This window comes from Eubacterium sp. AF34-35BH, assembly GCF_003477765.1.
Classification (GTDB): Bacteria; Bacillota; Clostridia; order Lachnospirales; family Lachnospiraceae; genus Eubacterium_G.
The window spans coordinates 205,914-230,481 of the sequence record NZ_QUDZ01000001.1 but is presented as its reverse complement, the minus strand read 5'-3'; the positions used below and the strand labels follow the sequence as shown (position 1 = coordinate 230,481).

Genomic DNA, 24,568 nt, shown 5'->3' with positions numbered 1-24,568 from the left:
CTGTGTCAATTTATATTAAAGTTCTACGATACCAATATATGGTAAATCTCTGTAGCTCTGGTCATAATCTAAACCATAACCTACTACGAACTTGTCTTCAATTTCAAAACCTACATAGTCAACATTCATGTCAACTTCTCTTCTGTCAGGCTTATCAAGTAATGTTGTTACCTTAATGCTTGCAGGATTTCTATCCTTTAGCATTGGAATTAATTTGCTTAATGTATTGCCTGAGTCAATGATATCCTCTACTACAATAACATCTAAGCCTTCAATGCTTTCATCTAAATCTTTTTTGATTTTGATATCGCCTGAGCTTTCTGTTCCTGAGCCATAGCTTGAAACACTCATAAAATCAAGTGTAACAGGAACAGTTAATCTTTTTGCCAACTCACATGTATAGAAAATACTTCCTTTTAAAATACAAACAAGTCTGATTTCTTTCTTTGCATAATCTTTGCTGATTTCTGCTGCAATCTCTCTAATTCTCTTATCTAATTTTTCTTCACTAATGTACTCTGAAATCTTGTGTATCATAATCCTTACTCCTTATTGTATGTGATTTTAATAATTCTTTTTGTACTATCTGTTACCTTGCACATCTCACTTATTCTATATCCAACAATCCACACAACATGATTCCCGTCTGCCAGCAACCATATATTGTTTCTTTCTTCCTGTGGAATTTTATTGTCTATAAAATATTTTTTCAGTTTCTTTTTTACACTTCTTCCCGATTCACTTCCGCTAATTTCAATATAATCTCCCGGAAGTCTTTTTCTCAGTGTCAATCCCTTTATTTTATCATAATCAAGCCATTTAGTATATAACAAATCAGGGATATTTGATTTGTCAAAACTTTCATTTTCCACTGTAACTGTAATCTTTTCTGTGTTAAAAATCTTACCGCCTTCAATAATCGTCTGCCTGTTGCTATCTTTTCCTTCGTTATTTTCAGGTAAAACTTTCACACCTTCGTATGTTTTAATTAACTTTAAGCCGTATGGTAGTTCCGATTTCTTTGAGACCTGATTTGACAATAACCCAATTACAATATTAACGTGATTAGCCTTTATGTCTTTTAGTTTACCGGTGTTTTCCAAAATCCACATTCTGACGACCTCCTGTAAAATTACAACATTAAGATCTTCTGCCGAATTAAGTAAAACATTATCTTTCACATGAATCTTATATGCCTTCTGTGCCTCACCGTAAATATATTCATACACCTGAGATAAATTTTCAGCCGCATTTACTATATTATATTCCGCTTTTTGATTAATATTTTCTTTTATATAGGGCATTAGCTTAAGGCGAATCCTGTTTCTGCTGTAATCTGTCTCTTTATTGGTGCTGTCAGTACAGTAACTCAAATTGTTTTCCTGTAGATACTGCTCTATTTCATTTCTGCTACAGCAAAGTAGCGGTCTGATAATCTGCCCTCTCATTGGAGAAATTCCCGTTAAACCTTTCAGTCTGCTACCTCTAAACAAATTAAAAAGAACCGTCTCGCTGTTATCATTTAAGTTGTGAGCCACTGCTATTTTGTTTGCTCCAACTTCATTTGCCACCTGTTCAAAAGTGTTATATCTGAATATTCTTCCGGCTTCCTCCTCTGATAATTTCTGTTCTTTTGCCATTTCAGGTATATTTGCCGTCACAACTCTAAAAGGTATTTGCAAATTTTCAGCCATTTGTTCTACGAAATCTGCATCGCGTTTTGCCTCGCTACCTCTGATTCCGTGATTTACGTGAACAACGTATAGCTTCAAGTGATACTTTTCTCTTAAACTGTACAACACATGTAGCATACAGACAGAATCAGCGCCCCCGGAAACTCCAAGTAAGACGCTGTCTCCATCTTGTAATATTTTATTTTTTTCAATGTAACTTATCACTTTTTTCAACATAATTCTATGATACTTTATGGGTGTTTCGATGTCAAACTTTCAAAGAAGTAAAACTATTTTTATGACTAATTTATTAGATTTTCTCCCAGATTCCCGTACAAATAACTGTCATGTCATCTTCCGGCACCCCCTTTGACCTGGCTAATGCTCTGGTTAAAATCTCCATTGCCATTTGTTTTGAATTGGATGTTTTAATGTCCATGATAATTCTACCCATAGCCTCCTCCTTGTCAGGCTCATCAAGGGCATCTACAATTCCATCTGAAACCATGATTACAAAATCGCCATCGTACAGTTTTTTCGTTATAGTTTCCATATCCACTTCCTGGAATACTCCCATTGGAAGGGATGTGGACTTAATACATTCTACCCAGTTTCCACGTTTAATATAAGTACAGGCTGCACCTAATTTTAAAAACTGACACGTTCCTGAGTATTGGTCAATTAAAGCCATGTCCACTGCTGCCGGCTCCTGCCACTGATTTCCTGTTAGCATTATCGAGTTGGCAAGTTTCAAAGTTGTTCCCTCTTCAAAGCCACTGTCTATCATTTTTTCCAGCAAATCAATTATAAGTTCACTATAGCCCCCTGCTCTTTTTCCAGAACCCATACCGTCACATATACTCATAAAAGTCTGCCCACTGTTTAAATTCATGACAGCGAAATTGTCTCCTGAAACGTTCTCGTTATTTTTTGTCTGTCTGGCAGTTCCACTTATTGTCATAAAATTTACTTCTTCTAATAAAACATACTCATTGTAATCTTCCGTAATATTAACAATGCTGTCTATGGAAAGGCGTACCTTTTTGCCTAAAGCCTGACTTACTACCTTTTTAATTACATCTGATTTAACATCAGTTTTTTTCTTTTTTTTGGCAAAAAGTCTCACCTCTAACATGCCTTTACTATTTTCATTTATATAAATTCTTCTTGCTATAACTTTGTTTTCCCGTAACTTATGTTTTATATAATCGTCCATTCCTAGAATTGTTTTCTTTTCGCTGTAAATTGGTTTAGTGTAATTTTCCATTACTTTTGCCATTTCATTAAACTGCACAGCCATTGCTTCTCTTGTTTCCAGAAGTTTGTTGTACCATAAGTAATTTATTTTTGCCCGCTCCAGATATTGAATCTGACCGTTGGCACAACCTCTACAGGCACTGTTTGCAATCTCCTGTTCCACACAACCTTCCATGGATACGTCGTAATCCCTGTCAATACCACTCATTCTTTTAAGCTCTGATGCAAGATTTTTAAATGCCTTTGAGGTCCGTAAAATACTTTCGTTTCTTATATCTTCCTGTTTGCTTATTGCCTCCTGCAACGACTTATGGTTTGGAACATAATCACTTACATATTTTATAAAGTATGTAAAAATTACTGTCATTGACCAGGTAAGCATTACAATTGGTACTAAACCGTATAAGTCAATTTTCATCATTCCGTCTATTGACCAGTCAACCGCCTCCACCAGCACAGTAATAACTGTGGCAATTACCGCCACTACGTATGGGTTATACTGATTGCTGATTTTTTTATACTGGGTTATGCATATACCGGTGGTTGCCATAATCGTGCCGTATTTCACTGCAACCATAAAACCACCGTTTATAAATATTGTGTACATCATAAGTGGCAATGTAACTAAAGGCACGCCTTTCATTTGACACAATGCCCCATACCAGCTTTCTCCTATTGTATAGTAACCAAGCATTGGCATTAAACAGGTTAATACACTCATGGCTATTATCAATATTGGTTTTAATATTTTTTGCATACCATCCCTCCTTGTTTTTTTCACAAGAAATAGTATACAAGCTCTGTTTATGTTTTTTTGTCAAAGCAAGGTATGATAATCGTTAGATATTTCGACATTAGATTGTTAAAATACATCCCTAGTGGAACGTATTTTTTTAACAGAATATTCTGAAAAAAAATTTCTTATTAAAAAAACCATATCAAAACTTTTGGCATTCCACTGGGTTTTAATATGGCATTTATAATTAATCGTTATTTAATTCTTTAATATAATCATTTAATCTTCACTTATATTGTTAATTTCTATTCAATTTCAATATTGCTATAGGTTTTCAATTAAACTATAAATTATGTTTCCTAATATAGCAGCTAAAAATAATACTAAAGCTATTCTTGCTGCCCAAATTTGCGTTCTGACTCTTTTTACTTTTTTCTTTTTTCCAAAGCCATTTGCATTGATTATCTCTAATGCTTCTTTCCAGTCTTTGTCTTTTACAAGCACGCCTTTAGGTATCATAAAATCAGAACCTTTTATTCTAAGATAATCTCCAGCCCCGTCTGTGTATATTTGTGTATATATACCGTTGCTTTCTAAAAGCCCTATAAGCATTTGTAGTTCTACTTCATCGTTTGTTTCATACACCTGTTTCATCTCTTTAACCTCGTAATAAAATTTAACTATCCTATTGTTTAAATTATTAAATTCATATCTTATTCGCTAATATTGATTCTTCATTCTACTGATTTATTAATCTTCCGGCTTGAAAATTACTTCGTTAGGATATAATAAACCTAAATTTCTAGCCATCTGTTCTACATAATCATCTGTTTTAACATATTCTTCCTGATCCTTTAATTCTTCAGATAACTGTAGTTCTTTCTTATATTGATTCTTTAATTTTCTTTCCTGCTCTCTTAAATCAGCCAATGTGCTGTATTTGCTTATCATCTGTCCACCAATGACAATACAAAATGCCACAACTACTGCTGATATAGCTATCATCATTCTTCTATTTTGAATACGCTTTCTTCTTGCGTTGCTTAATCTTCTTGTTGATACTTTTCTGTTTTCTGTTGCCATTTTCTCTTCCTTTTTTCTTTTTTAACTCTTTTTAGTTTATCTAATTTGTATAACTTTTGCAATGGTTTTAACATTTTTGTCACAATTTTCTTTACTTTACCAAACACGCAAGTGTTTAATTTTTTTAACATTTTAGAAAGTTTGGTTTTTACTTTGCACAGAAACTTTGCAACCCTGTCAACAATTTTTCTTCCAACTAACCATTCATACAAAGCCATTATGCCTAATGTAAAGATTATTGAAAAGAATCTAGGTCTGCCGTAATTGTATTTCAAGTATATATTAAACATAAATATTGCAGAAATCGTCCAATAAATAACATCCTGAATAATCATGGAAACAATTCCCACTTTGAAAATTCTTCTGCAAACCCGAACCATATCATAGCAGACAGCTAAAACAAGTCCACCATACAGGCTCATTACAATAAGCAATGCTTCCTGAGAAATCTGCGGACTCATTATTCAAACATCCTCTTCAAAATAGACTTACTTTTTTCTCCATAATCCTTTACGTCTGAATAAACAATACTGTCAATTTTTCCTGAAATATTTACCTCGCCTTTTTCAATTGTAAGCTTAGTTACCTTTAGGTCGCTGCCCTTTATATGTACCATACCTAAATTTGATTCAAGTAAAACCTGATTCAAGTCGAAAGCCACTACGTCTTTAATCCCTGTCAAATTCATCTGCTTTCTATTGTCCATTGAAAGTTTGTGGGTTCTTGGTGTACTGCCTGCTTCCATATTAACCTCGAAAAGTTTTCTATATAATAATATATTAGGTTATGTGAGAAATATGTCTTGCAGTTGCATTTTAATCAATCTCTTTGTACATGTCTACTGCTTCTTCTTTTTTAACTGTTTCTTTTGTGCTTAAAACTTCCACCTTTACAGTTCTTTGACCAAACTGAATTTCTATTTTGTCTCCCTCTTTTACATCTCTTGAAGCCTTAGCCGGCTGTCCGTTTACCAAAACTCTTCCTGCATCACATGCCTCATTTGCCACTGTTCTTCTTTTTATTATTCTTGAAACCTTTAAAAATTTATCTATTCTCATGTTATCTCCTTTTGTTCTAATTAATATTTTTAAATTTATGTGCTTAGAATATATATTTTTCTACTATTAGGTTAATTTTTATAATATAATTTTCCATATTATTAAATTTACATTTTAAAAAATAATTTCCTATTTACGTATAAAAATAATACCGGAGATTTTTTCTCTCCGGCATTATTATAATATATGTTTGATTTTCTATAAAGACTATATTTATTTTTTGCCAGGATTATATAGGTTGTCATTCCAACCGTAATCCACTTTATGATTCTCATCACAATAGTAAGGATTTTCAGAACTTATTCTGTGTAAAATTGTATCATAAAGATATGCGTGACCATTGTAGTTTGATGACAACACATTTTTGTAAAGGTAATTTGCAACTTCAGGTATGGACATTGTTACTGTATCCGTGCCGTAAATCAAAGTACCATCTTCTGCCACAACAAAACCTCTTATATGGAATGAATTTGTCATAACATTTAGTGTGCCATCGCTACCATAATATGAGTTGTTACTCATTGTTCTGACATACTTCATTGTGCCATCTTCTTTGCTTAATATTCCATTGTCTGTTGTCACATAGCCAAATGTATAATCCATGTTGTTGTATTGCCTTGCTCCTCTATAGGTATATTCATTACCACTAATAGCCTGAGTATTTAGTATTGAATATGTGTTATCCAATACATCATCAGCCGATTTTCCTGAACTGTTAGGGTCGATTGTGTATATTACCCCTGTATTTTTTACGGTGTAATTCTTTCCTGAAACTGTAATAGTCTGTCCAATATCAGGTGCTTTACAAACTGTTCTAAAGGCTACTTTTTTCTCACTTCCTTCTTCATCAAATATAACTTCGCCCTTTGTGTTGTAATACCTATTTCCATTTGTTTTAATCTGAAATCCCTCAACTGTAATCCTGTCAGACTTTAACATTGTATTTTCTGACACAACTTCAACTTCATTTGATGTTGTTCCTTTTGATACCTGTTCATTTAAAGTTGCCTGTACAGTAACTGTATGCTTTCCTGCAGCCACATTTTCAAGCTTCACATTTCCATATGAACTTATTAATGTAAAATCTTTTAAATTCACAACATTGCCTGAAATATCATTTACAAATTTTAAGTAAATAGTATGTTTCCCCTCTTTTAAAGGCTCATACAAGTCAATTGTTTTTGTAACATAGTCTCCCCATCCTGCATTTGCAGTTGGTGGTGTAATTTTAATAGATCCAATAGGAACACTATCCATACTTTTATCATATACATAAATTGTACCGTTTGCATTTTTATCACATGAATAGTTAAAAGTGACAGAGGTTATAGGCTTTGATACTGAAATGTCTTTGTATTCTGTCCAGTCTCCATTGTGAGTGCCACCTATATTTGCTGGATTTCCGCTACTGTCTTTGTCAATTACTACCCCTCTTTGGTCTGTATAATCTGTTGCCTTTATAACTGTACTGTCTGATTTTATATCAGACTGGGATATAGTTGCCACACTGGTTGTACTGTCATCAATATAAATGTTGTACTTTGTATCTTTAGCCACATCTGCCTTTGGATACCAGTTTACATCTATTTGGTTTAACATTCCATCAGCATTCACAAGGCTTACACTTTTATTTTTAGACTCTGCAAGATTGTCCACTGTACCCGGAAAATAACTTTTTATTTTGTCCGTTACATTTGTATTTCTTTCAACGCTTCCCTGATTTGACCATTTTGATAATATGGTTTCATAAGAATCAGTTTCTACATCTGCCCAATACTTTTTAGTATCAGCATCGTTGCCGTCGCCGTTTCCCGGAGTATTAAATAATCCCCAGTTTCCATATTGTTTTGTACATTTGTAGTTCCAAACTGTCCAACTTAAATTATTGTTATTTAATAATTTAACACCTTCACTCCATGAATCACTGTTTGACATCATATTAAATTCTCCAATATAACTTGGCACATTATAACCTGCACCTTTTATATTGTTTATTTTGCTCTGCATTGCAGCAACCTGTTTGTCTTTGTCACTGTAATCACTGTACAAATACTGATGATATTCGTACATTACGTTTGTCCAATCTTTACTAGAAGGATCGGGAAGAGTGTCTGCATCCCACACGGCTTCCATAATAATAACGTGATTTCTGTCAACTGTTCTTATCTTTTTGTAAGCCTTATCATATACATTCCACAATGTACTAAGTCTTTCCTCCTTTGATACGTTTACATCTGTCGCATTCATATAATCTGCCATTGGTTCATTAAGCAAATCATAACCTGCAACAACAGGATTATCTTTGTAATGCTGTGCAATTTTTAACCACATATCCAAATATTTTGCCTGATTTGTACTTGCGTCTGTTCCAAAGAACAATTTTGAATTGTCCTTTTTTTGCTGATTTGTGCTTCCACCGTAAATACCTGAGTTGTGACTGCCATTTTGTGAACCATATGCACCATGCATATCAATAATTACATATATGCCATATCGACCTGCTGTTTCCACAAACCAGTCAATTTTATCAAAGGCATTGTCATACCAGTTGCCATTTTCATCAACAAGATTTCTGTACCAAATTGGAAGTCTGATACAATTAATGCCAAGTTTTGCACAATTTTCGAAATCACCGGTTGTCCAATAATTGTCTTCATATGCACTAATAAGATTTTTTGCCTTTTCACTGCCAAATCTGGAATTTAAAGTATCCAGAATGTTTTTCTGGCATCTGATATTTCCACCATATGTTGCACACAGCCAGATTTCCTGTAACATATAACCACCTGCATTTACTCCACGCAAATGCACGATATCACCATTATCATTTTTTAACTGCTTACCATCTGCTTTTATAAATCCGGGATAGCTTTCCTTTGTGGTAGAAACTGCTTTTATTCTTACACTACCCAGCTGTGGTATTCCTGTTATTACAAAAGAGACGGCAAGTATTATTCCAATTATTTTCTTTAATCTTTTCATAAATTTCTCCTAATTTCTAAACAAATTTTCTTAAAATCCAACTGGAAGGCTCTCAACTGTAACATCAGGAGTGGATTCCCATGCTCTTGTAACTATATCTCCCGGTTTTTCGTTTGGATTGGTAGTTTCAAAAAATGATCCAGAGTCCATAATTTTTTCAGACACCTCAAACTTTGTCACTATCAATTCCGGTGTCTCATAAACTTTTGTTTTTTTCATTTCCTTCACCTCATTCTGTACTACTTAACATAAATTCCATTGTCCCATGCATATTGAACTTTTTTATAATAGCCCTTATATTTCCCCTGTTTTTCTGTCTGATTGTATATCCAATCATTTATATCTGAATAAGAAGTTCCTGTTTTGCCATTTAAGGCACTTAACAAATCTTTCTGCTCCTGAATTGTAAGTGTTGCCGGAACAAATTCTTCCCTTTCCTGATATTTTCCTTTGTACTCCTGCTGACAATATACATAATTGTTCATGTCATTGTACAATTTATTTAATGTAGCATAGTATGGATTTGATGTACTTGTTACATTTAAGGCCTTCATCATTGATTTTAATATATCAAGTCTGTTGTTGTTAATTGTCACAAGATTTAACACATTATTGTATAAGAAATTATGTCCCTTCAATGTACTCATTTTCTGGTTTTTATACAGATAATCTGCTATCTCATACATATTTACAGTATAAATACTATTCCCATATTCATAGGTACCATCTGCCATTTTAGCATAAGCCCTTACAGTTATATTTTCCTGTAATGTGTAGAACATATAATCAAGACACTTAAATGTAAGGGCATAATACTGCCAATACTTTGCGGAATACTTGGAATCTTCCTTTGTAGTCCAGTAAGGATATATTCCTTTATCTGTTTCCTCATGTACCTTTATTGTCTTATTATCAGCCTTATCTATTTTCATCATTTCTTCAAGTTCAGCTCTTGTTTTTCCATCAGTAGCGTTTGCTATTGCATAAATCACACCAAACTTGCTGACTTTTTTTGTTTTAATTGTATTTTTACTTACACGACATACTACTCTGAATGATGGACTAAACTCTGACACACCACCTGAATCCTTATTACCATTCATCTGGAAGCCCTGTACTTCAACATCTCCTAAATCATTGTAAACATTGTTGCAAACAAGTTCCTGATCTGAATTAACACTGTCAATGCTTATGATTCTTCCATCTGTAACCTTAGAGTCTTTCTCCCATGAAGTTACATAATAATCATCGCTGAAAATCTTTGTATCCACATCTTTCTTCTTACTGTAATCGTCTTCTGAAACAGTTACCTTACAATTGTTGTATACATAGAGTTCTACCTTTTCTGAATGTTTAAGAGCAAATGTATACTGTCCTGTTGCTGTCTTATTAAGCTTATTACTTATTATTTCAGCTGCATCTATGGCATTTCCGTCTTTTTCTATCTCAATACTAAAGTTAAATGACTTATTTTTCTCGACATCATCTACCATATTTCCGGAAACATTTTTGCTAATGGTAATTTTTCGAATAGGGTTATAAGTATTAATAAAATTAACTGAATTGTCTGTTTCCGCTGAATACGTAAATGTTGCTGTATATGACAGTTTATCAGTGTTTATTTTATCTATTCCAACATCTTCCTTTGTTCCATTTTTATCAACTGTTTCCAAATAGTGTGGTAAATAGTTATTTTTTACGATAATTTCTTCAACAGTATATTTTTCTCCGACTTTCAAATTTTCGCCTCCAAAAGTAGCAGTGTCAAAGTATCCTTCAACTCCTCCTCCTTCTGGTTTTTCAATTTTAGTAAACTCATTTTGACTCATGGTATGTGTCTGTAAAACCGTTCCTGAAGTGTTTTTAAGATTTACAACTACGCTATAATCGTTAGGTAATTCTTCAAATCCCTGTATTTTTACATTGGCAACAACTACACCACTCTTATAGTAGAGTTTTAATACATTATGGTTATAAGCTACTGTCATGTTTCTGTCTTTATCATCCACATAAAATGCCTTACTTTCAGCATTATTTTCTCCACTGATTTTTGCATCGTATAAAGTATAATTGCTTACCGCCTCCGGTGCCGGTATGCTTACTCTGTCATAAGGGTTTACTGTGCCTTTAACAGTCAAACCATCATTTTTTACTCCATTTACATAATACTCTATAACATAATCCTTTTTCTGCTGGAATTTTACATTATCAAGTAAACTTCCCACAGTCTTATCCGGTGTATCACCATCGTTTCTTTTTGCTCCTTCTGCTGACACAAAGAAGAATCTTGTAAGATAATTTTTTTCATCGGAAGGAACATTATATATACCGTTATGATCATTCCACTGCCCTGCTGTTTCCTTACTTGTAACTTTCCACAACGTAGCAGTAACTCCATCAGACAATGTAATTGTTGTACCTTTTGTGCCTTCCTGATTAGTTGTAATAGCCTTTACATCATCTCTTCTTATTAATGCCTCAATCTGTTCAGTTGTTGTATAATTTTGTGCATCTTTAGATGACATTGCAACAACATACATACTATTCTGGCACCAACGTCCTGCATAATCTAAGTCCCAATAACACTGGGAATTAGGAGTTGTTAAAATATCCTGATATAAAGCTCCAACATTTTCACAGTTTAATTCTGCAAACTGATCACCATGCTCATTGTTTTTGTACATTTCATCCTGTGTTACGGAGAACTGGCCTACCTGTTCTTCTTCTCCTGAGGTTTTTAACTTTCTTCCATTTACAATTTCAATATCATGTCCTATTTTATTTTTTTGTCTGCTCATCCAGCCCGGAGCAGTTGTCTTCCACACAAGTCCTTCATATCCGTTAGGATACTGCTGTTCATCTCCATTTGGTTCAAAAGGAAATGCCTTATCATCTTCATCTGTTGAAAACATTGCCGGATATTCAAAATCACCATTTTGAATGTCGTTGTAATATTGAACCTTATATGGATGTGACCACTGGGTTGTTCCTACTTTTCGCACACGATAATACTGTCCACCGCCTAAGTCATGAGCAACATTTACCACATCATTTCCACTTCCACTAAGAATTTGCAAATCATATCTCTTTTCATAAACATCACTCCATGTATTTCCATCGACACTCTTTTGCCACTGATATGTAGCCCCATTTTCAGGATTCTTTACACATAATTCTCCATTCTCGCTTAATTTATCCTGAATTACTATGGTGGATTTCCAGATCCTTACCTTAAATACCAACTCAAACTTCGGACTGGCATTTTCCTTTTCCAGATCCGATTTATTATAAATCTGGCAGCCTACTTCTGTTTCTACATAATCGCTGTTTCCAAAATCAATACCCGCCGGAATTGTATACTTAACTGTTGCTTCCTGTTGGGTTCCATACTTCAAAATATTTTCATTATGACTTGTAGCCCCCCATAAATTCTTTCCGGAATCAGATGATGACCAGCAAATCTGATGGTCTGCTTGTTTATAATATAGTTCTCTTGGATTTACATAAAAATATATGTCCTTTCCTTCTTCATAAACTACATCATATATATCTCCATTTCCAATCACATCACCCTGTACAAGGCTACTGTCAATCAATCCGTTATTTTCTGTATTTTGCAATTTTGAAACAGGATAAATTCCATACGTTTTCTTTGCCTGATTGCTCCAATAATCTTTCTTTGCCACTTCAGTTCCCCATACTTCAAATTCATAAATTGAAACTCCCCAGTTGTTGTCTCTGATTTTTGCATCAGCATACAATCTTATATACTGTGTCTTTACATCACCCATATGGATACTGTTTCCAAATTCCAGATTGGCATAATACTCCGATTTCTCAATTTCTGTTGAATTTCCCGGTTCAGTCCAATCCTTTATGGTTTTATAATCTTTCCATGTTTTTCCATCATCAGAAATCTGTATCCTAAAACTCTTGGGATATGCCCTTTCAAATTTTAAATCAACAGAATCTATTCTGCATTGTTGTCCTAAATTAATTTCATACCATGGATTGCTATCTGTCTTAGGTGCTCCCCATCTTGTATTATCCAATCCATCTACTGCATTAGCAGGATTTGAAGTTTCAGCACTACTATCCGAACTGCTTACCTTTACTTCTGCATTTAGAGCAAGATCAGACAATTGTCCTTTTATTTTTGTTCCATATATCCTTATATCTCTTATGGACATTGCATTGTGATATGCCATGTTAAGACATCGTACTTTTACATATCTTGCTTTTCCAAGACAAACTCCATCTGATTCATATACCTTTTTATCAACTTCACCTGCTCTAAAATTTCTTACTGTTCTCGCAACAGTCCAATTGGTTTTATCCTTTGATACAAGAATCTGGAAATCATTTGGATATGCCTTTTCAAACATAATATTCACTTTTTCAATTTCATACAGTTTTTCTAAGTCTACAATCAGAAAAGCCTTGTCACCTTCTTCTTTACTTGCCCATCTTGTATCCTCATCTTCATCCACTGCATTGGAACCATCACAACCACTCTGAGAATCTGATACTTCAACATTTTTTCCATATGCTAAATCACCATCTTCAGGCACTCTTTCCAATGTAAAGTAATCCACATTTACCTGTTGCCATGCATTACTTTCTGCATAAGGAATATTTGCAGCACCAGTTATGTCTATTACATTTACACCTCTGTTCAGCGTCACTTCAGTAGTTATTTTCTTTACTGTAGTCCATCCGCCGGTTGTCGGTGCTGATATACTTTTCCAGTCACCATCGTTTACACTATTTACTCTACAATCTATATTTGTATCCTTATTGCTTCCTGATGCATATGCCACTGTCAGCTTATACGTACCGGGATGTTTCACATCTACATAAGATGTAAGATATGCTCTTCCATTGTCAGGCCATGCATTCATTCCACCTACAGCCAGATTGTTTGAGAACTTTCCATCTACCTGAAGAGTGTGTTCTGTTTCTGCATCTCCCTGAACAAATCCATGTGCATTTTCTGCTTCGTGTATGTCTCCTGAATCTTTTACTGTTTCAGGTTCATATTCAAACTGGAACCAGTCAAGATTACACACTGCTTTTGAGCCATCTGCCACAAATTTCAAATAAATTTCGTGATTACCTGATGGTATACTGATGGCCGTTGCTGTGTCAGTATATTTACTCCAGTCACTGCCTGTTGAAGATGTAGTAACTGTGGCATCCGGAGTCCCGGACATAGTACTGTCATCAACATATACTTCTACTTTTCCACCATTTCCATCTCTTACACTGTTTCTCAAATAAATTTTTGAAACTTTTCTGTCAAAGTTAATATTGTATTCTGCCCATTTTCCATTTGTAAGACCACCAAGATTTTTTCCGTCTACAAAGCTGTCGCTTTCTCCTTCAACTTTTATATCCCCAGAGCTTTCATTAAAATCTTCAGCCTGAATTTTATTTCCTTTTAAATCTGTATTTAAAACACTGTTAAATGCTTTTTTATTTTCACCCTTATATGTTAATGAAAAACTATCTATATTTAACCATTCAGCATTTACGTTTTTGCCATCTGTTCTACCTGTTTCAGTACCAGCTGCCCATTTCCAAACAGCACCTGATATATCAATCTTGTTTAATCCTTTTCGTAATTCTATCTGCATAGTTGCCCTGTTGGTATTTTCCCAGTTAGAATCCACACTGCTGATAGTTTTTGATTTCCATTTGTCGTCATCACTGCTGTTGATTCTGTACTGAAGCAGTGTAGTCATTGCTCCGGCATACTGAACTTCAAACTGATAGTATCCTGCATTTTCTGCTTTAACATATGTAGTCAGATAAGAACGGTCATGTTCAATCCAAGTGTTCATTTTGCCCACAGCCTTTTCACCTGAATATTTTTTAGAACTTTCCACAGAGCTACTCTGTGCTGCTGAACCTCTTACAAAGGCATGTGCATTCTCTGCTTCGTGTAAATCACCTGTGCTGCTTATACTTTCAGGTGCAAATTCAAATTTAAAATAATCCAAATTGCACACATTTCCTTTATCAGTTACAAATTTTAAATATATTTTATGATTACCTGATGGCACAACTACTTCCTGTGAAATATCAGTATAGTTGGACCATCCACCTGTTGAATTTACGTCAATTGATGCTACAGGAGTTGTAGACATTGTACTGTCATCAACGTATACTTCTACTGTTCCACCATTTCCATCTTTTACACTGTATCTTAAATAAATTCTTGAAGTTTTTCTGTCAAAATTAATATTGTATTCTGCCCATGTGTTGTTTGTAAGGCCACCTAAGTTCTTTCCACTGGCATTTTTATCAGTCTCTACTTTTATATTGCTGTCTTTTTCATCAGCCTTTTCTGCTTCTATTATATTTCCAATAGTTTCTTTATTTCCTACCCTAAACTGGTTAAATGCCTTTTTTTCGTATGATTTTTCCATGTCTTTGCCGTACACACCTACTTCATATAAAGACATTCCATTATATTGTCCGCCACCATAATTTGCCCCTTTATAGCAACGCTGTACTGCTTGTACCTTAATGTATCTGGCACTTACACTTCCAAATTCTATATTGTCTACTCTATTTCCATTGGTTGCAGTGTTTTCATATATTCCTATGGCATTTACAGTTGTAACCAAACTATAATCTGTGCCGTTAACCGATTTATATATGTTATAAACTGTTGCATTTGCAGATTCCCAGCTTAAATATAATTTTTCAACATTATAGGTCTCTCCTAAATCAACAACGTAATATGTGGAATCACCATTTGTTGCAGACCATCTTGTACTTTTATCATTGTCAATTGCTGCTTTTGGTGTACGGTCATTTGTTTCCTGACCACTTGCAGTTGCTGACACACCATTATAACGTGTGTAGTTGTAATATTTGCTATCTATAATATCCTGAAAAGTTTCACCTTCAGTTGTTTTTTTGAAAGAATTTGTGGCTTCCACCGCTGATTCTCTAGTTGCTTTTACATCTTTTCCAAAAATGCCCACATCCCAAATGGATATTCCATATTGTCTGTTGTTTGAAGAATCTGTTATGTATTTTTCTCCTACATCTGTAATTCTTACATATCTCCCAATAACGGTATTTTTCAGTGATAATGTATCTATTCTGTTTTTTGCTGTAGTATAATTATTTAAGCTTACTGCTGTAACAGACTTAAATAAAACTCCATCGTTAGATACCTCAATTTTATAGTCAATTGAGCTTGCAACTTCCCAGCTTATATTTATTTTTGAAATTTCATATGACTGTTTTAAATCAATTGTAATGTAATGGCCTTTTGTTTTAGCTTCATTTGCCCATCTTGTATCAGCATTGCCATCAATTGCATTATTTGCCACGTGGTCACCTGTTTTATCATCTGCCACTGCTGATGCACCATATCTTACATAGTTATACAAATCTCCATCTTTTTCAGAGCTATACCCTGTTTTAGAGTCATCAGTAATAACTGCTGTTACATCATTGGTTGCCGTAATGGCCGCATCTGCCTTAACATTTTGTGGCGTAATAGTCACTCCTGTTAAAACCATGGCAACCGACAAAATCACGGCTACACCTTTTTTCCAAAATAAACCTTTCAACCCTTTCAATTTTCTCTCCTCCCAAAGTTTTTTCCTCTGTTTATTTTTTATTTTTATTTTTTTACTAACATATATACCAAAATCAGGCTGTTTGCATATATAGTCTACGCAAACAGCCTGTGAATTGTTTAATTATTATGAATTTTAACTTTAATTTCTGTTAATGTCAAATACTTCCCATGCTCCGGCAACAGTTTCACTTGTAGCAAAAAGTTTACCACCGTCATTTAAGTTTGCCTGAACATATTTTCCATTTGCCAATGAGTAAAGTGCATACTCTCCATTTGAAATCTTTTCAATAATGAATTTCTCCCATGTACCTACCCTTTCACTTCTTGGCAATAACTGATTGTTTTCATCAATTACAGCACATACATATTTTCCATTGGATACGGATCTCAGGGATACTGTTCCATCATTGTTATTTACAATCTGGAATGTTTCCCATGCACCTCCACATGATGAACGGTTTGCCACTATTGTTTCACTTCCACCATTTTCTGCACAAACTACCTGTCCGTTTGCTATGGATCTAATATATGTATTTGAATTATTAAAATCTGCCTTTTCTACTTTTTCAATTACGATCGCTGAAGTTTTATCATTAAAATCTCCAAGACCTGATGCATCTGTTAATAATGTTTTTTTACTTCCTGCAAATCCTTCATCATTATACAATGTAACTTTGTAGCCATCTGCTACCTTAATTGAAGAAATCTGATCATTTTTAATTCCCTTAGAAATCATTGTGCCATAATCATATCTTCCTTCACTTAATGCTACAGACCAACCACTGTAATTTGAATTTTCATAAAATGTTGCTTTTGCAGAAGATGTCTCATCTCCCAATTTTTCAATATTAAATGCTTCCCATGCTCCTGCTATGGAATCACTTCCGGCTATTAACTTGCCTCCGTTATCCAAGTCCGCCTTTACATATTTTCCGTTTTCTGCACTTCTAAGACCATATTCTGTATCACTTATTTTATAAATTTGGAATTTCTCCCATGTACCAACATTATCACTTCTTGGAACAAGTTGATTTTCTTCATCTAATACTGCACATACATATTTGTTATTTGCATCTGCTTTTATGCTTACTGTTCCGTCATCATTATTTATCAGATAAAATGTTTCCCATGAACCGCCGTAACTGTCTCTGTTTGCTACTATTGTTTCACTTCCACCATTTTCTGCTGCAACATATTTTCCATTTGCAACAGATTTGATACTGTATTTTCCATTTGATAACTTAACAGTATTATATGTAACACTTGATGAGCCATTCCACTTTTCAATTTTAATTGATGAAGTTTTGTCATTCATTTCATCACCAACATATGATGCATCACCTGTAAATGCCTTTGACGTTCCATTAAATCCTGCATCATTATATAATGTAACTTTGTAACCTGAATTTACTTTCAATGATGATATAGCGTCATTTTTAATACCTTTTGCAATGATATCTCTATAATTATATGTACCTTCCGGTAATGAAACTGACCATCCACCATAGTTTGAATTTTCATAGAATGTTGCTACATTATCATTTGTTGTATCACCGACTTTTTCAATGTGAAATGCTTCCCAGGCTCCTGCTATAGAATCACTTCCGGCTATTAATTTGCCTCCTTTATCCAAGTCTGCCTTTACATATTTTCTATTTTCCGCACTTCTAATGCCGTATTCACTGTCATTTATTTTGTAAATCTTAAATTTTTCCCATGTACTAATGCTGTCGCTTCTAGGTGTCAGTTGATTTTCTTCATCTAAAACTGCACACACATATTTGTTATTTGCATCTGCTTTTATACTTACTGTTCCATCATCATTATTAACAATATAGAATGTCTCCCATGAACCGCTATAGTTGTCTCTGTTTGCTACTATTGGATCACTTCCACCATTTTCTGCTGCAACATATTTTTCATTTGCAACAGATTTTATGCTGTATTTTCCATTTGGCAATTTAACTGTGTTATATGATGTTGTAGTTGATGTCTGATTGTTAATCTTTTCGATTTTAATTGATGAAGTTTTGTCATTCATTTCATTTCCAACATATGACGCATCACTGGTAAATTCTTTTGATGTTCCTTTAAATCCTTCGTCATCATATATTGTAACTTTGTATCCGTCACTTACTCTAAGTGATGAAATCTGATCATTAGCAATTCCTTTTGCTAAAATATCTTTGTAGTCATATGAACCTTCTTCCAATGAAACTGCCCATCCACCATAATTTGAATGTTCATATAATGTTGCCACACCTGATGTGCTGTTGTTATCACTATCATCTGTTGTGCTTCCACCTGTAGATGTTACTGTTCCCGAAAGATATGGCTTTACCAAATTATAAATCTTGTCATTTTTCCATCCGTTTGCTGTACCTACAGCTGACCATTTATTTTTAATTGTGTCTGCTGAGTCGTTATAAATATCAACTTTTTCAGGGTTATGATTATAAATACCCCATGAGCTGTTTCCTGTAACTTTGTATGACCATGTTGTCCAATGCCATCCCTGACTGTTGAAAGTTGACATTGCTGCCTTCCAGCCTTCTGCCTGTTCGAAGCATGTAAACTCGCCTACAAATGTTGGCACTCCATAATTGTGATTTGCAATGTCTGAAACTTTACTTGAAAAGTATGACTTCTGTGCATCACTGCTATTTTGTGCACTCCATGGATAGTAATGGTATTCATATGCTACATTTGTCCAGCCATACTGTGAAGGTCTTGGCAAATTGTCTGCATCCCAACATGATTCCATTATAATAATATGATTGCTATCCTTTGAACGGATTGTATTGTAAATTTCATTATAAAAATCCCAATGTAAACTATATGTTGCAGCTGCCTTAATTCCCGGTTCATTTAAGATATCATAAGCTGCAACTGCCGGATTGCCTTTGAAATGCTCTGCAATCTTTTTCCATAAATTTAAAGTTTTATCTTTATTGCTCTGATTGTAATATAGCTGTTTTCCATCATTAATCTCTCCTGAATGATCCATACCATTTTGAGAACCAAATGCTCCGTGCATATCTAAAATAACATACATACCTCTCTGGCTACAATTTTGTACAAACCAGTCTAATCTGTCAAAAGCATTAGATTTAAGATTTCCATTGTCATCACAAAGATTCATGTATGTAAATGGTAATCTTATAACGCTCATTCCCATTTCTGCACAATTATCAAAATCCTGTGTTGTCCAATAATTATTTTCGTATGTTGAGACCAACTCATCTCTCTTTGATGTTCCAAATCTATTTGCCAATGTTGTCATCATCGTCTTCTGGTCAGACGCATTGGTTGGATTCATCCAGTTTTCCTGAACAAGCCATCCTCCTGCATTGGTTCCTCTTAAATAGACAACATCTCCTTTTCCTTTTTGTTTTCTTATCTGTGTTCCGTTAACCTTCAAAAAGTCATTGCTTCCAAGAGCCTCTCTGGCACTAACCTGAGTAATGCCTGTAATTTTTCCTGAAATAGCCATGCTAAATGTCATTGCAAATACCAATAACATACTAACCAATTTTCTAACTATTTTCATAAGTACCTCCTTATTAATTCTATCAAAAAATCTCCGCCTATTACGTTATTAATATTCTATGTCGTAATGTTATCGGTATCAAGTCTTTAAATTTTAGAAAAATTGTTTTTTTTTAATTTTTTTAAAAAAGATACCTTTTTTCTGATAATAGTATGTTATTTATACATTTTTAGAAAATGTATAAATAAAGAATAGCCCCATACCTGACAAAGAGCATTATAAACTTGGGTTACCCCCATACTTGACAAAGAACCACAAAAAGACCACTACCTATGTAGTGATCTTTTCTATATTACTTACTAATATTTATCGATTAGTTAAGTTCTTTCTTTAAAGCTGCTCCAGCTTTGAACTTAGGAACGTTAGCTGCTGCAATTGTGATTTTTTCCTTTGTTGCAGGATTGATTCCCTGACGTTCAGGTCTCTTTGATACCTCAAAAGTTCCAAATCCAACTAACTGTACTTTATCCCCTTCTTTCATAGCTTTAACTACAACATCTGTGAAAGCCTTAACTGCCTTAGCTGCATCTGTCTTTGATAATCCAGCTTCGTTTGCAATAGCTTCTACGAATTCTGTCTTGTTCATCGTATTTCCTCCTTGATAAATTCTGCGATACATCTACGCGACACATACGCGCGTATCTATAAGTTATATACTCTATTATACAGTTTTTGTCAAGGTAAAACCCATTTTTTATGGTCTTAACCCCTTTATTCAAGGGCTTATTGACGAATTATGAGAGTTTTCATTTTCACTTTAAGTCAAATTAAGATTCCATTTGTCTTCCAAGAAAATCTGCAGCCACCGATACAAGCTTTTTTTCCGTGTCACTAACCTGCTGTTTTTCTGTTTTTGACATCAAAACCACGCTCCCAATAACATCACCTTCACATATTATTGGAAAAATTATTTGTCCCATATCAGAAACATCCTGTCCATCAATTATTGTTATTGTTTTTACATTATCAGTGTCTGTATTAACAGTTCTTCTTTGTTCCATAATTTCCTCTAATTCATGGCTTATTCTTCTGCCAATATATTCTTTTTTCACACCGCCTGATACTGCAATAACCTGATCTCTGTCGCTAATAACAACATAACAACCGGATACTGCTGCCAGGCTCTCCGCATACTGTTTTGCAAAAGCATCTATTTCTCCGATTGGCGAATATTTTTTTAAGATTACTTCTCCATCCCTGTTAGTAAAAATTTCCATTGGATCACCTTCTCTAATTCGAAGTGTCCGTCTAATTTCTTTTGGCACTACTACACGCCCTAAATCATCAATTCTACGAACAATACCTGTTGCTTTCATTATTACTTCCTCCAATTTCATATTCAAGCAAAAGCGATTTTCACTCTTTTGCTATATATTAGTTTTGGAGTTAGTATGTGGAAGACACAGAAAATTATTCTTTTCTTTATGTGCATTTCATAGATTATGTATGGATAATTTTTTTATATATTTAATCAAATACTCTGGTCGTAGAACAGAAAGCCCCTTTGCAACAGTCTTGCCCTCCAATAAAATTTTATAGTAATCATCATTTAGCAAAATAGCTGATAACAAAGATTTGTTTTAATTTTTGAAAATGTATATCTTCCTTGAATAACTAACGGTAGCTTATCATTTAAGTATTTAATTTCTTTCATTAAAACATTTTGCCGTAACGTCTTTTCTAAAAACTTATCTGTTCCCATAATACAAAAAAGATATCGGTCTCACAACCGATATCTTTTTTTACTCTAACCTACAATAAACAAAATCATTCCAGCAATCACTAGCAGAATACATGCAATTACATCCAGTAAGTTTAATTTTGTATGTTCTTTTTTGTATTTTTCTAAATTATCTACAAGCCATAGAATTGCTGCCACTTCCATCAAGCCCCACTGTAGTCTTTCAATATCAACAGCAAAGCGTATTACTAATGCTAACGCAAATAATATTATAGGCACAATTTCAAATATAATCTGTTTAGATTTTTCATTTAATTTCATGCTACGACCTCTTTCTTCTAATTAAGTTTTTAAACCTGATTAGTTTTAGCCACTTCTTAGATTACTTTTGAAAGGAACTGTTTTAAACGTTCATTTTTTGGATTATCAAAAATTTCACTTGGTGTTCCTTCTTCAACAATCTTTCCGTCTGCCATAAAAATTACTCTTGAGGCAACTTCTCTTGCAAATGCCATTTCATGTGTCACAACAGCCATTGTCATGCCCTGATTTGCCAGATCCTTCATTACTGCTAGAACTTCGCCTACCATTTCCGGATCAAGGGCAGATGTAGGCTCATCAAAAAGCATAACTTCAGGATCCATGCAAAGTGAACGTGCAATGGCAACTCTCTGCTTCTGTCCACCTGAAAGCTGTGCAGGATATGCCTCTGCTCTGTCAGCCAGATTGACTACATTAAGAAGTTCCATAGCCTTCTTCTCAGCTTCTTCTTTTGACTTCTTTAATAACTTCATTGGCGCTATTGTCATATTCTTTAAAACTGTCATGTGTGGGAATAAATTAAAATGCTGGAAAACCATCCCCATTTTCTGTCTGTGTAAGTTAATATTTACATTTTTGTCCATTAGGTTTACACCGTCAAAAATAATTTTTCCATCTGTAGGATGTTCTAAAAGGTTTAAAGTTCTAAGAAGAGTTGACTTACCACTTCCTGATGGTCCAATAATAACCACAACTTCACCTTTTCTAATATCTGTGGAAACACCGTCTAATGCTTTAATTTCCCCATCGTTATAATATTTTTTCACATCATCTACAACTATAAGAGAGCTATTATCGTTCATCATTTCGTAGTCTCCTTTCTAATTTACCAAGTAACCAAGAGAAAAACATTACCATAATCAAATAAACTGCTGCTACACCAAACAATGGCATAAATGCCTGATACGTAGCTCCTCTTACAATATCTCCTGCTCTTGTTAAATCAATTAATGCAACGTAACCTGAAACTGCTGTTTCCTTTAATAAAACAATAAATTCGTTTCCAAGCGTTGGAAGTACAGTCTTAAACGCCTGTGGAATAATTACATAAACCATTGTTTGAACATAGTTAAATCCAAGACTTCTTCCTGCTTCAAACTGTCCCTCGTCAATTGACATAATTCCACCACGAAAGATTTCTGCAACGTAAGCACCTGAGTTAATACCAAATGAAAGAATTGCCACAAAAATCTTATTGTTTGATGTAGCAAATATAATGTAATACATAATCATAATCTGAATTACTACAGGTGTTCCTCTTACAACTGTAAGATAAATTTTTGATATTATATTAAAAATAGCTAGAAGGATTTTTCCAAGTCCACCTTTCATTTCGCTATAATTCTTGTCATAAGATGCTCTTACTATAGCCACAACAGCACCTATTACAATACCTAAAATTAAAGCAAAGAAAGTTACAATTAATGTATTTCCCAGACCCTCTAAATATAATTGCCATCTGTCTTTATCTATAAAACTTATTTCAAATTGACGTTTTAAAGATATTGCGGAAATTATATTAACTTTTGTTGTTAAAACGTTTAATAAACTCTCCATTTTTACCTCTTTTTCCTAAAAATTAAGAGGTGTTCAATATAAATCGGATATTCACAATGTAATATCTTAACTTTATATTGCGGCACCTCCTAATTTGTATTTTTTGTTCTTTAATTATTCTGCCTTAATATACTTGTTAATAATCTTCTGAACTGAACCATCATCAATTAATTCTTTTAATGCTTTGTTAATTTTCTTTCTTAATTCAGGTTTATCCTTTGAAACAGCGATAGCATAATCTTCTTCTGCGTATGCTGTTTTAAGTAATTTAAGTCCTTTGTTAGCCTTAACAAAAGCCTTAGCCGGTTCATTGTCGATTACAACACAGTCAATCTTTCCTGTTACAAGTGCCTGAACTGCATCAGCTCCCTTGTTATATTCTTCAACTGTTCCTGAGCCTGCTTCCTTTAAATCATCTGTACAATAGATATCACCTGTTGTACCAAGCTGAACACCAACCTTAACATTGGCACCCTTTTTTAATAAATCTTTGTTAGTCTTTATCTTTGAGCCTTCTTTTACGATAATTGCCTGTACACCTGTTGCATATGAATCTGTAAAGTCTACACTTTCCTTTCTTTCATCGCTAACTGTCATACCTGCAAGACCCATGCTAACTTTTCCTGACTGAACAGCAGGAATAATTGAATCAAAAGCCATATCTTCAATCTTGAAGTCCATTCCTAATTTGTCTGCAATAGCCTTACCAATCTCGGCATCAATACCGATTACTTCATTGTTTTCACGATACTCATATGGTGGAAATTCTGCGTTAGTTCCCATAATTAATGTCTTATCTCCATCATCTCCACTCTTACTGCTTCCGCAAGCTGTAAACATTGTTGTAGCAAGAACTACTGTCATTAATAATGCTAGTAATTTTTTCATTATTTTTTATCCTCCTAAGTATATTGGTTTTATTACAAAACTATACACAATTATACTTAAAAATGCATATATTTGCAACAATAAAGAATTTTAACTAATAAAAAGAATGTCCCTTGCGACATTCTACGCACCGAGCGCGTGTTGCTTTAGCAACATTTTTCCTTTCGCGCGAGTGTGCA

Annotated in this window: 18 protein-coding genes; all 18 read right to left on the bottom strand. The window is 34.1% G+C overall.

The window, feature by feature from the left end; all coding sequences use genetic code 11:
* Nucleotides 1–15 precede the first annotated feature (15 nt).
* The gene (gene hpt, locus DWZ69_RS01035; RefSeq protein ID WP_022166200.1) at nt 16–537 is read right to left on the bottom strand and encodes a hypoxanthine phosphoribosyltransferase; all 522 of its coding nucleotides are present in this window, start codon (nt 535–537) and stop codon (nt 16–18) included.
* 5 nt (nt 538–542) lie between these two features.
* A complete protein-coding gene (gene tilS / locus DWZ69_RS01030) occupies nt 543–1,910 on the bottom strand; it encodes a tRNA lysidine(34) synthetase TilS (RefSeq protein ID WP_117999363.1) in 1,368 nt (455 codons plus the stop codon).
* Between the two features lie 73 nt (nt 1,911–1,983).
* The gene (locus tag DWZ69_RS01025; RefSeq protein ID WP_118435693.1) at nt 1,984–3,687 is read right to left on the bottom strand and encodes a SpoIIE family protein phosphatase; all 1,704 of its coding nucleotides are present in this window, start codon (nt 3,685–3,687) and stop codon (nt 1,984–1,986) included.
* 303 nt (nt 3,688–3,990) lie between these two features.
* On the bottom strand, nt 3,991–4,320 hold the full coding sequence (locus tag DWZ69_RS01020) for a DUF2007 domain-containing protein (protein ID WP_117999361.1): 330 nt from the start codon (nt 4,318–4,320) through the stop codon (nt 3,991–3,993).
* 96 nt (nt 4,321–4,416) lie between these two features.
* Entirely contained in the window at nt 4,417–4,749 is a 333-nt protein-coding gene (locus tag DWZ69_RS01015; RefSeq protein ID WP_022166196.1) for a septum formation initiator family protein, read from the bottom strand.
* Nucleotides 4,710–5,210, bottom strand: coding sequence for a spore cortex biosynthesis protein YabQ (gene yabQ, locus DWZ69_RS01010; protein WP_117999360.1), 501 nt, complete (start codon nt 5,208–5,210; stop codon nt 4,710–4,712). Before yabQ ends, DWZ69_RS01015 begins: the two co-directional genes overlap by 40 nt.
* On the bottom strand, nt 5,210–5,494 hold the full coding sequence (gene yabP / locus DWZ69_RS01005) for a sporulation protein YabP (protein WP_022166194.1): 285 nt from the start codon (nt 5,492–5,494) through the stop codon (nt 5,210–5,212). Before yabP ends, yabQ begins: the two co-directional genes overlap by 1 nt.
* Nucleotides 5,495–5,564: 70 nt before the next feature.
* Nucleotides 5,565–5,807, bottom strand: coding sequence for an RNA-binding S4 domain-containing protein (locus DWZ69_RS01000; protein WP_022166193.1), 243 nt, complete (start codon nt 5,805–5,807; stop codon nt 5,565–5,567).
* A gap of 213 nt (nt 5,808–6,020) precedes the next feature.
* Nucleotides 6,021–8,789, bottom strand: coding sequence for a cellulase family glycosylhydrolase (locus DWZ69_RS00995; RefSeq protein WP_118435692.1), 2,769 nt, complete (start codon nt 8,787–8,789; stop codon nt 6,021–6,023).
* 30 nt (nt 8,790–8,819) lie between these two features.
* On the bottom strand, nt 8,820–9,008 hold the full coding sequence (locus tag DWZ69_RS00990) for a hypothetical protein (protein WP_117999357.1): 189 nt from the start codon (nt 9,006–9,008) through the stop codon (nt 8,820–8,822).
* Between the two features lie 20 nt (nt 9,009–9,028).
* Nucleotides 9,029–16,390, bottom strand: a complete 7,362-nt coding sequence (locus DWZ69_RS00985) for a discoidin domain-containing protein (protein ID WP_118435690.1) — start codon at nt 16,388–16,390, stop codon at nt 9,029–9,031.
* A gap of 141 nt (nt 16,391–16,531) precedes the next feature.
* Nucleotides 16,532–19,942 (bottom strand): cellulase family glycosylhydrolase, encoded by a 3,411-nt coding sequence (locus DWZ69_RS00980; RefSeq protein WP_118435688.1) that lies wholly within the window; start codon nt 19,940–19,942, stop codon nt 16,532–16,534.
* Between the two features lie 313 nt (nt 19,943–20,255).
* Entirely contained in the window at nt 20,256–20,528 is a 273-nt protein-coding gene (locus DWZ69_RS00975; protein WP_118435686.1) for an HU family DNA-binding protein, read from the bottom strand.
* 181 nt (nt 20,529–20,709) lie between these two features.
* Nucleotides 20,710–21,258 (bottom strand): stage V sporulation protein T, encoded by a 549-nt coding sequence (gene spoVT / locus DWZ69_RS00970; protein WP_022166186.1) that lies wholly within the window; start codon nt 21,256–21,258, stop codon nt 20,710–20,712.
* Between the two features lie 431 nt (nt 21,259–21,689).
* Entirely contained in the window at nt 21,690–21,944 is a 255-nt protein-coding gene (locus DWZ69_RS00965) for a hypothetical protein (RefSeq protein ID WP_022166185.1), read from the bottom strand.
* 56 nt (nt 21,945–22,000) lie between these two features.
* A complete protein-coding gene (locus DWZ69_RS00960; RefSeq protein WP_022166184.1) occupies nt 22,001–22,750 on the bottom strand; it encodes an amino acid ABC transporter ATP-binding protein in 750 nt (249 codons plus the stop codon).
* On the bottom strand, nt 22,737–23,501 hold the full coding sequence (locus tag DWZ69_RS00955; protein ID WP_022166183.1) for an amino acid ABC transporter permease: 765 nt from the start codon (nt 23,499–23,501) through the stop codon (nt 22,737–22,739). Before DWZ69_RS00955 ends, DWZ69_RS00960 begins: the two co-directional genes overlap by 14 nt.
* Nucleotides 23,502–23,615: 114 nt before the next feature.
* Nucleotides 23,616–24,389 carry a basic amino acid ABC transporter substrate-binding protein gene (locus tag DWZ69_RS00950; RefSeq protein WP_118435684.1) on the bottom strand — a complete coding sequence of 258 codons (774 nt, stop codon included), beginning with the start codon at nt 24,387–24,389 and terminating at the stop codon, nt 23,616–23,618.
* Nucleotides 24,390–24,568 lie beyond the last annotated feature (179 nt).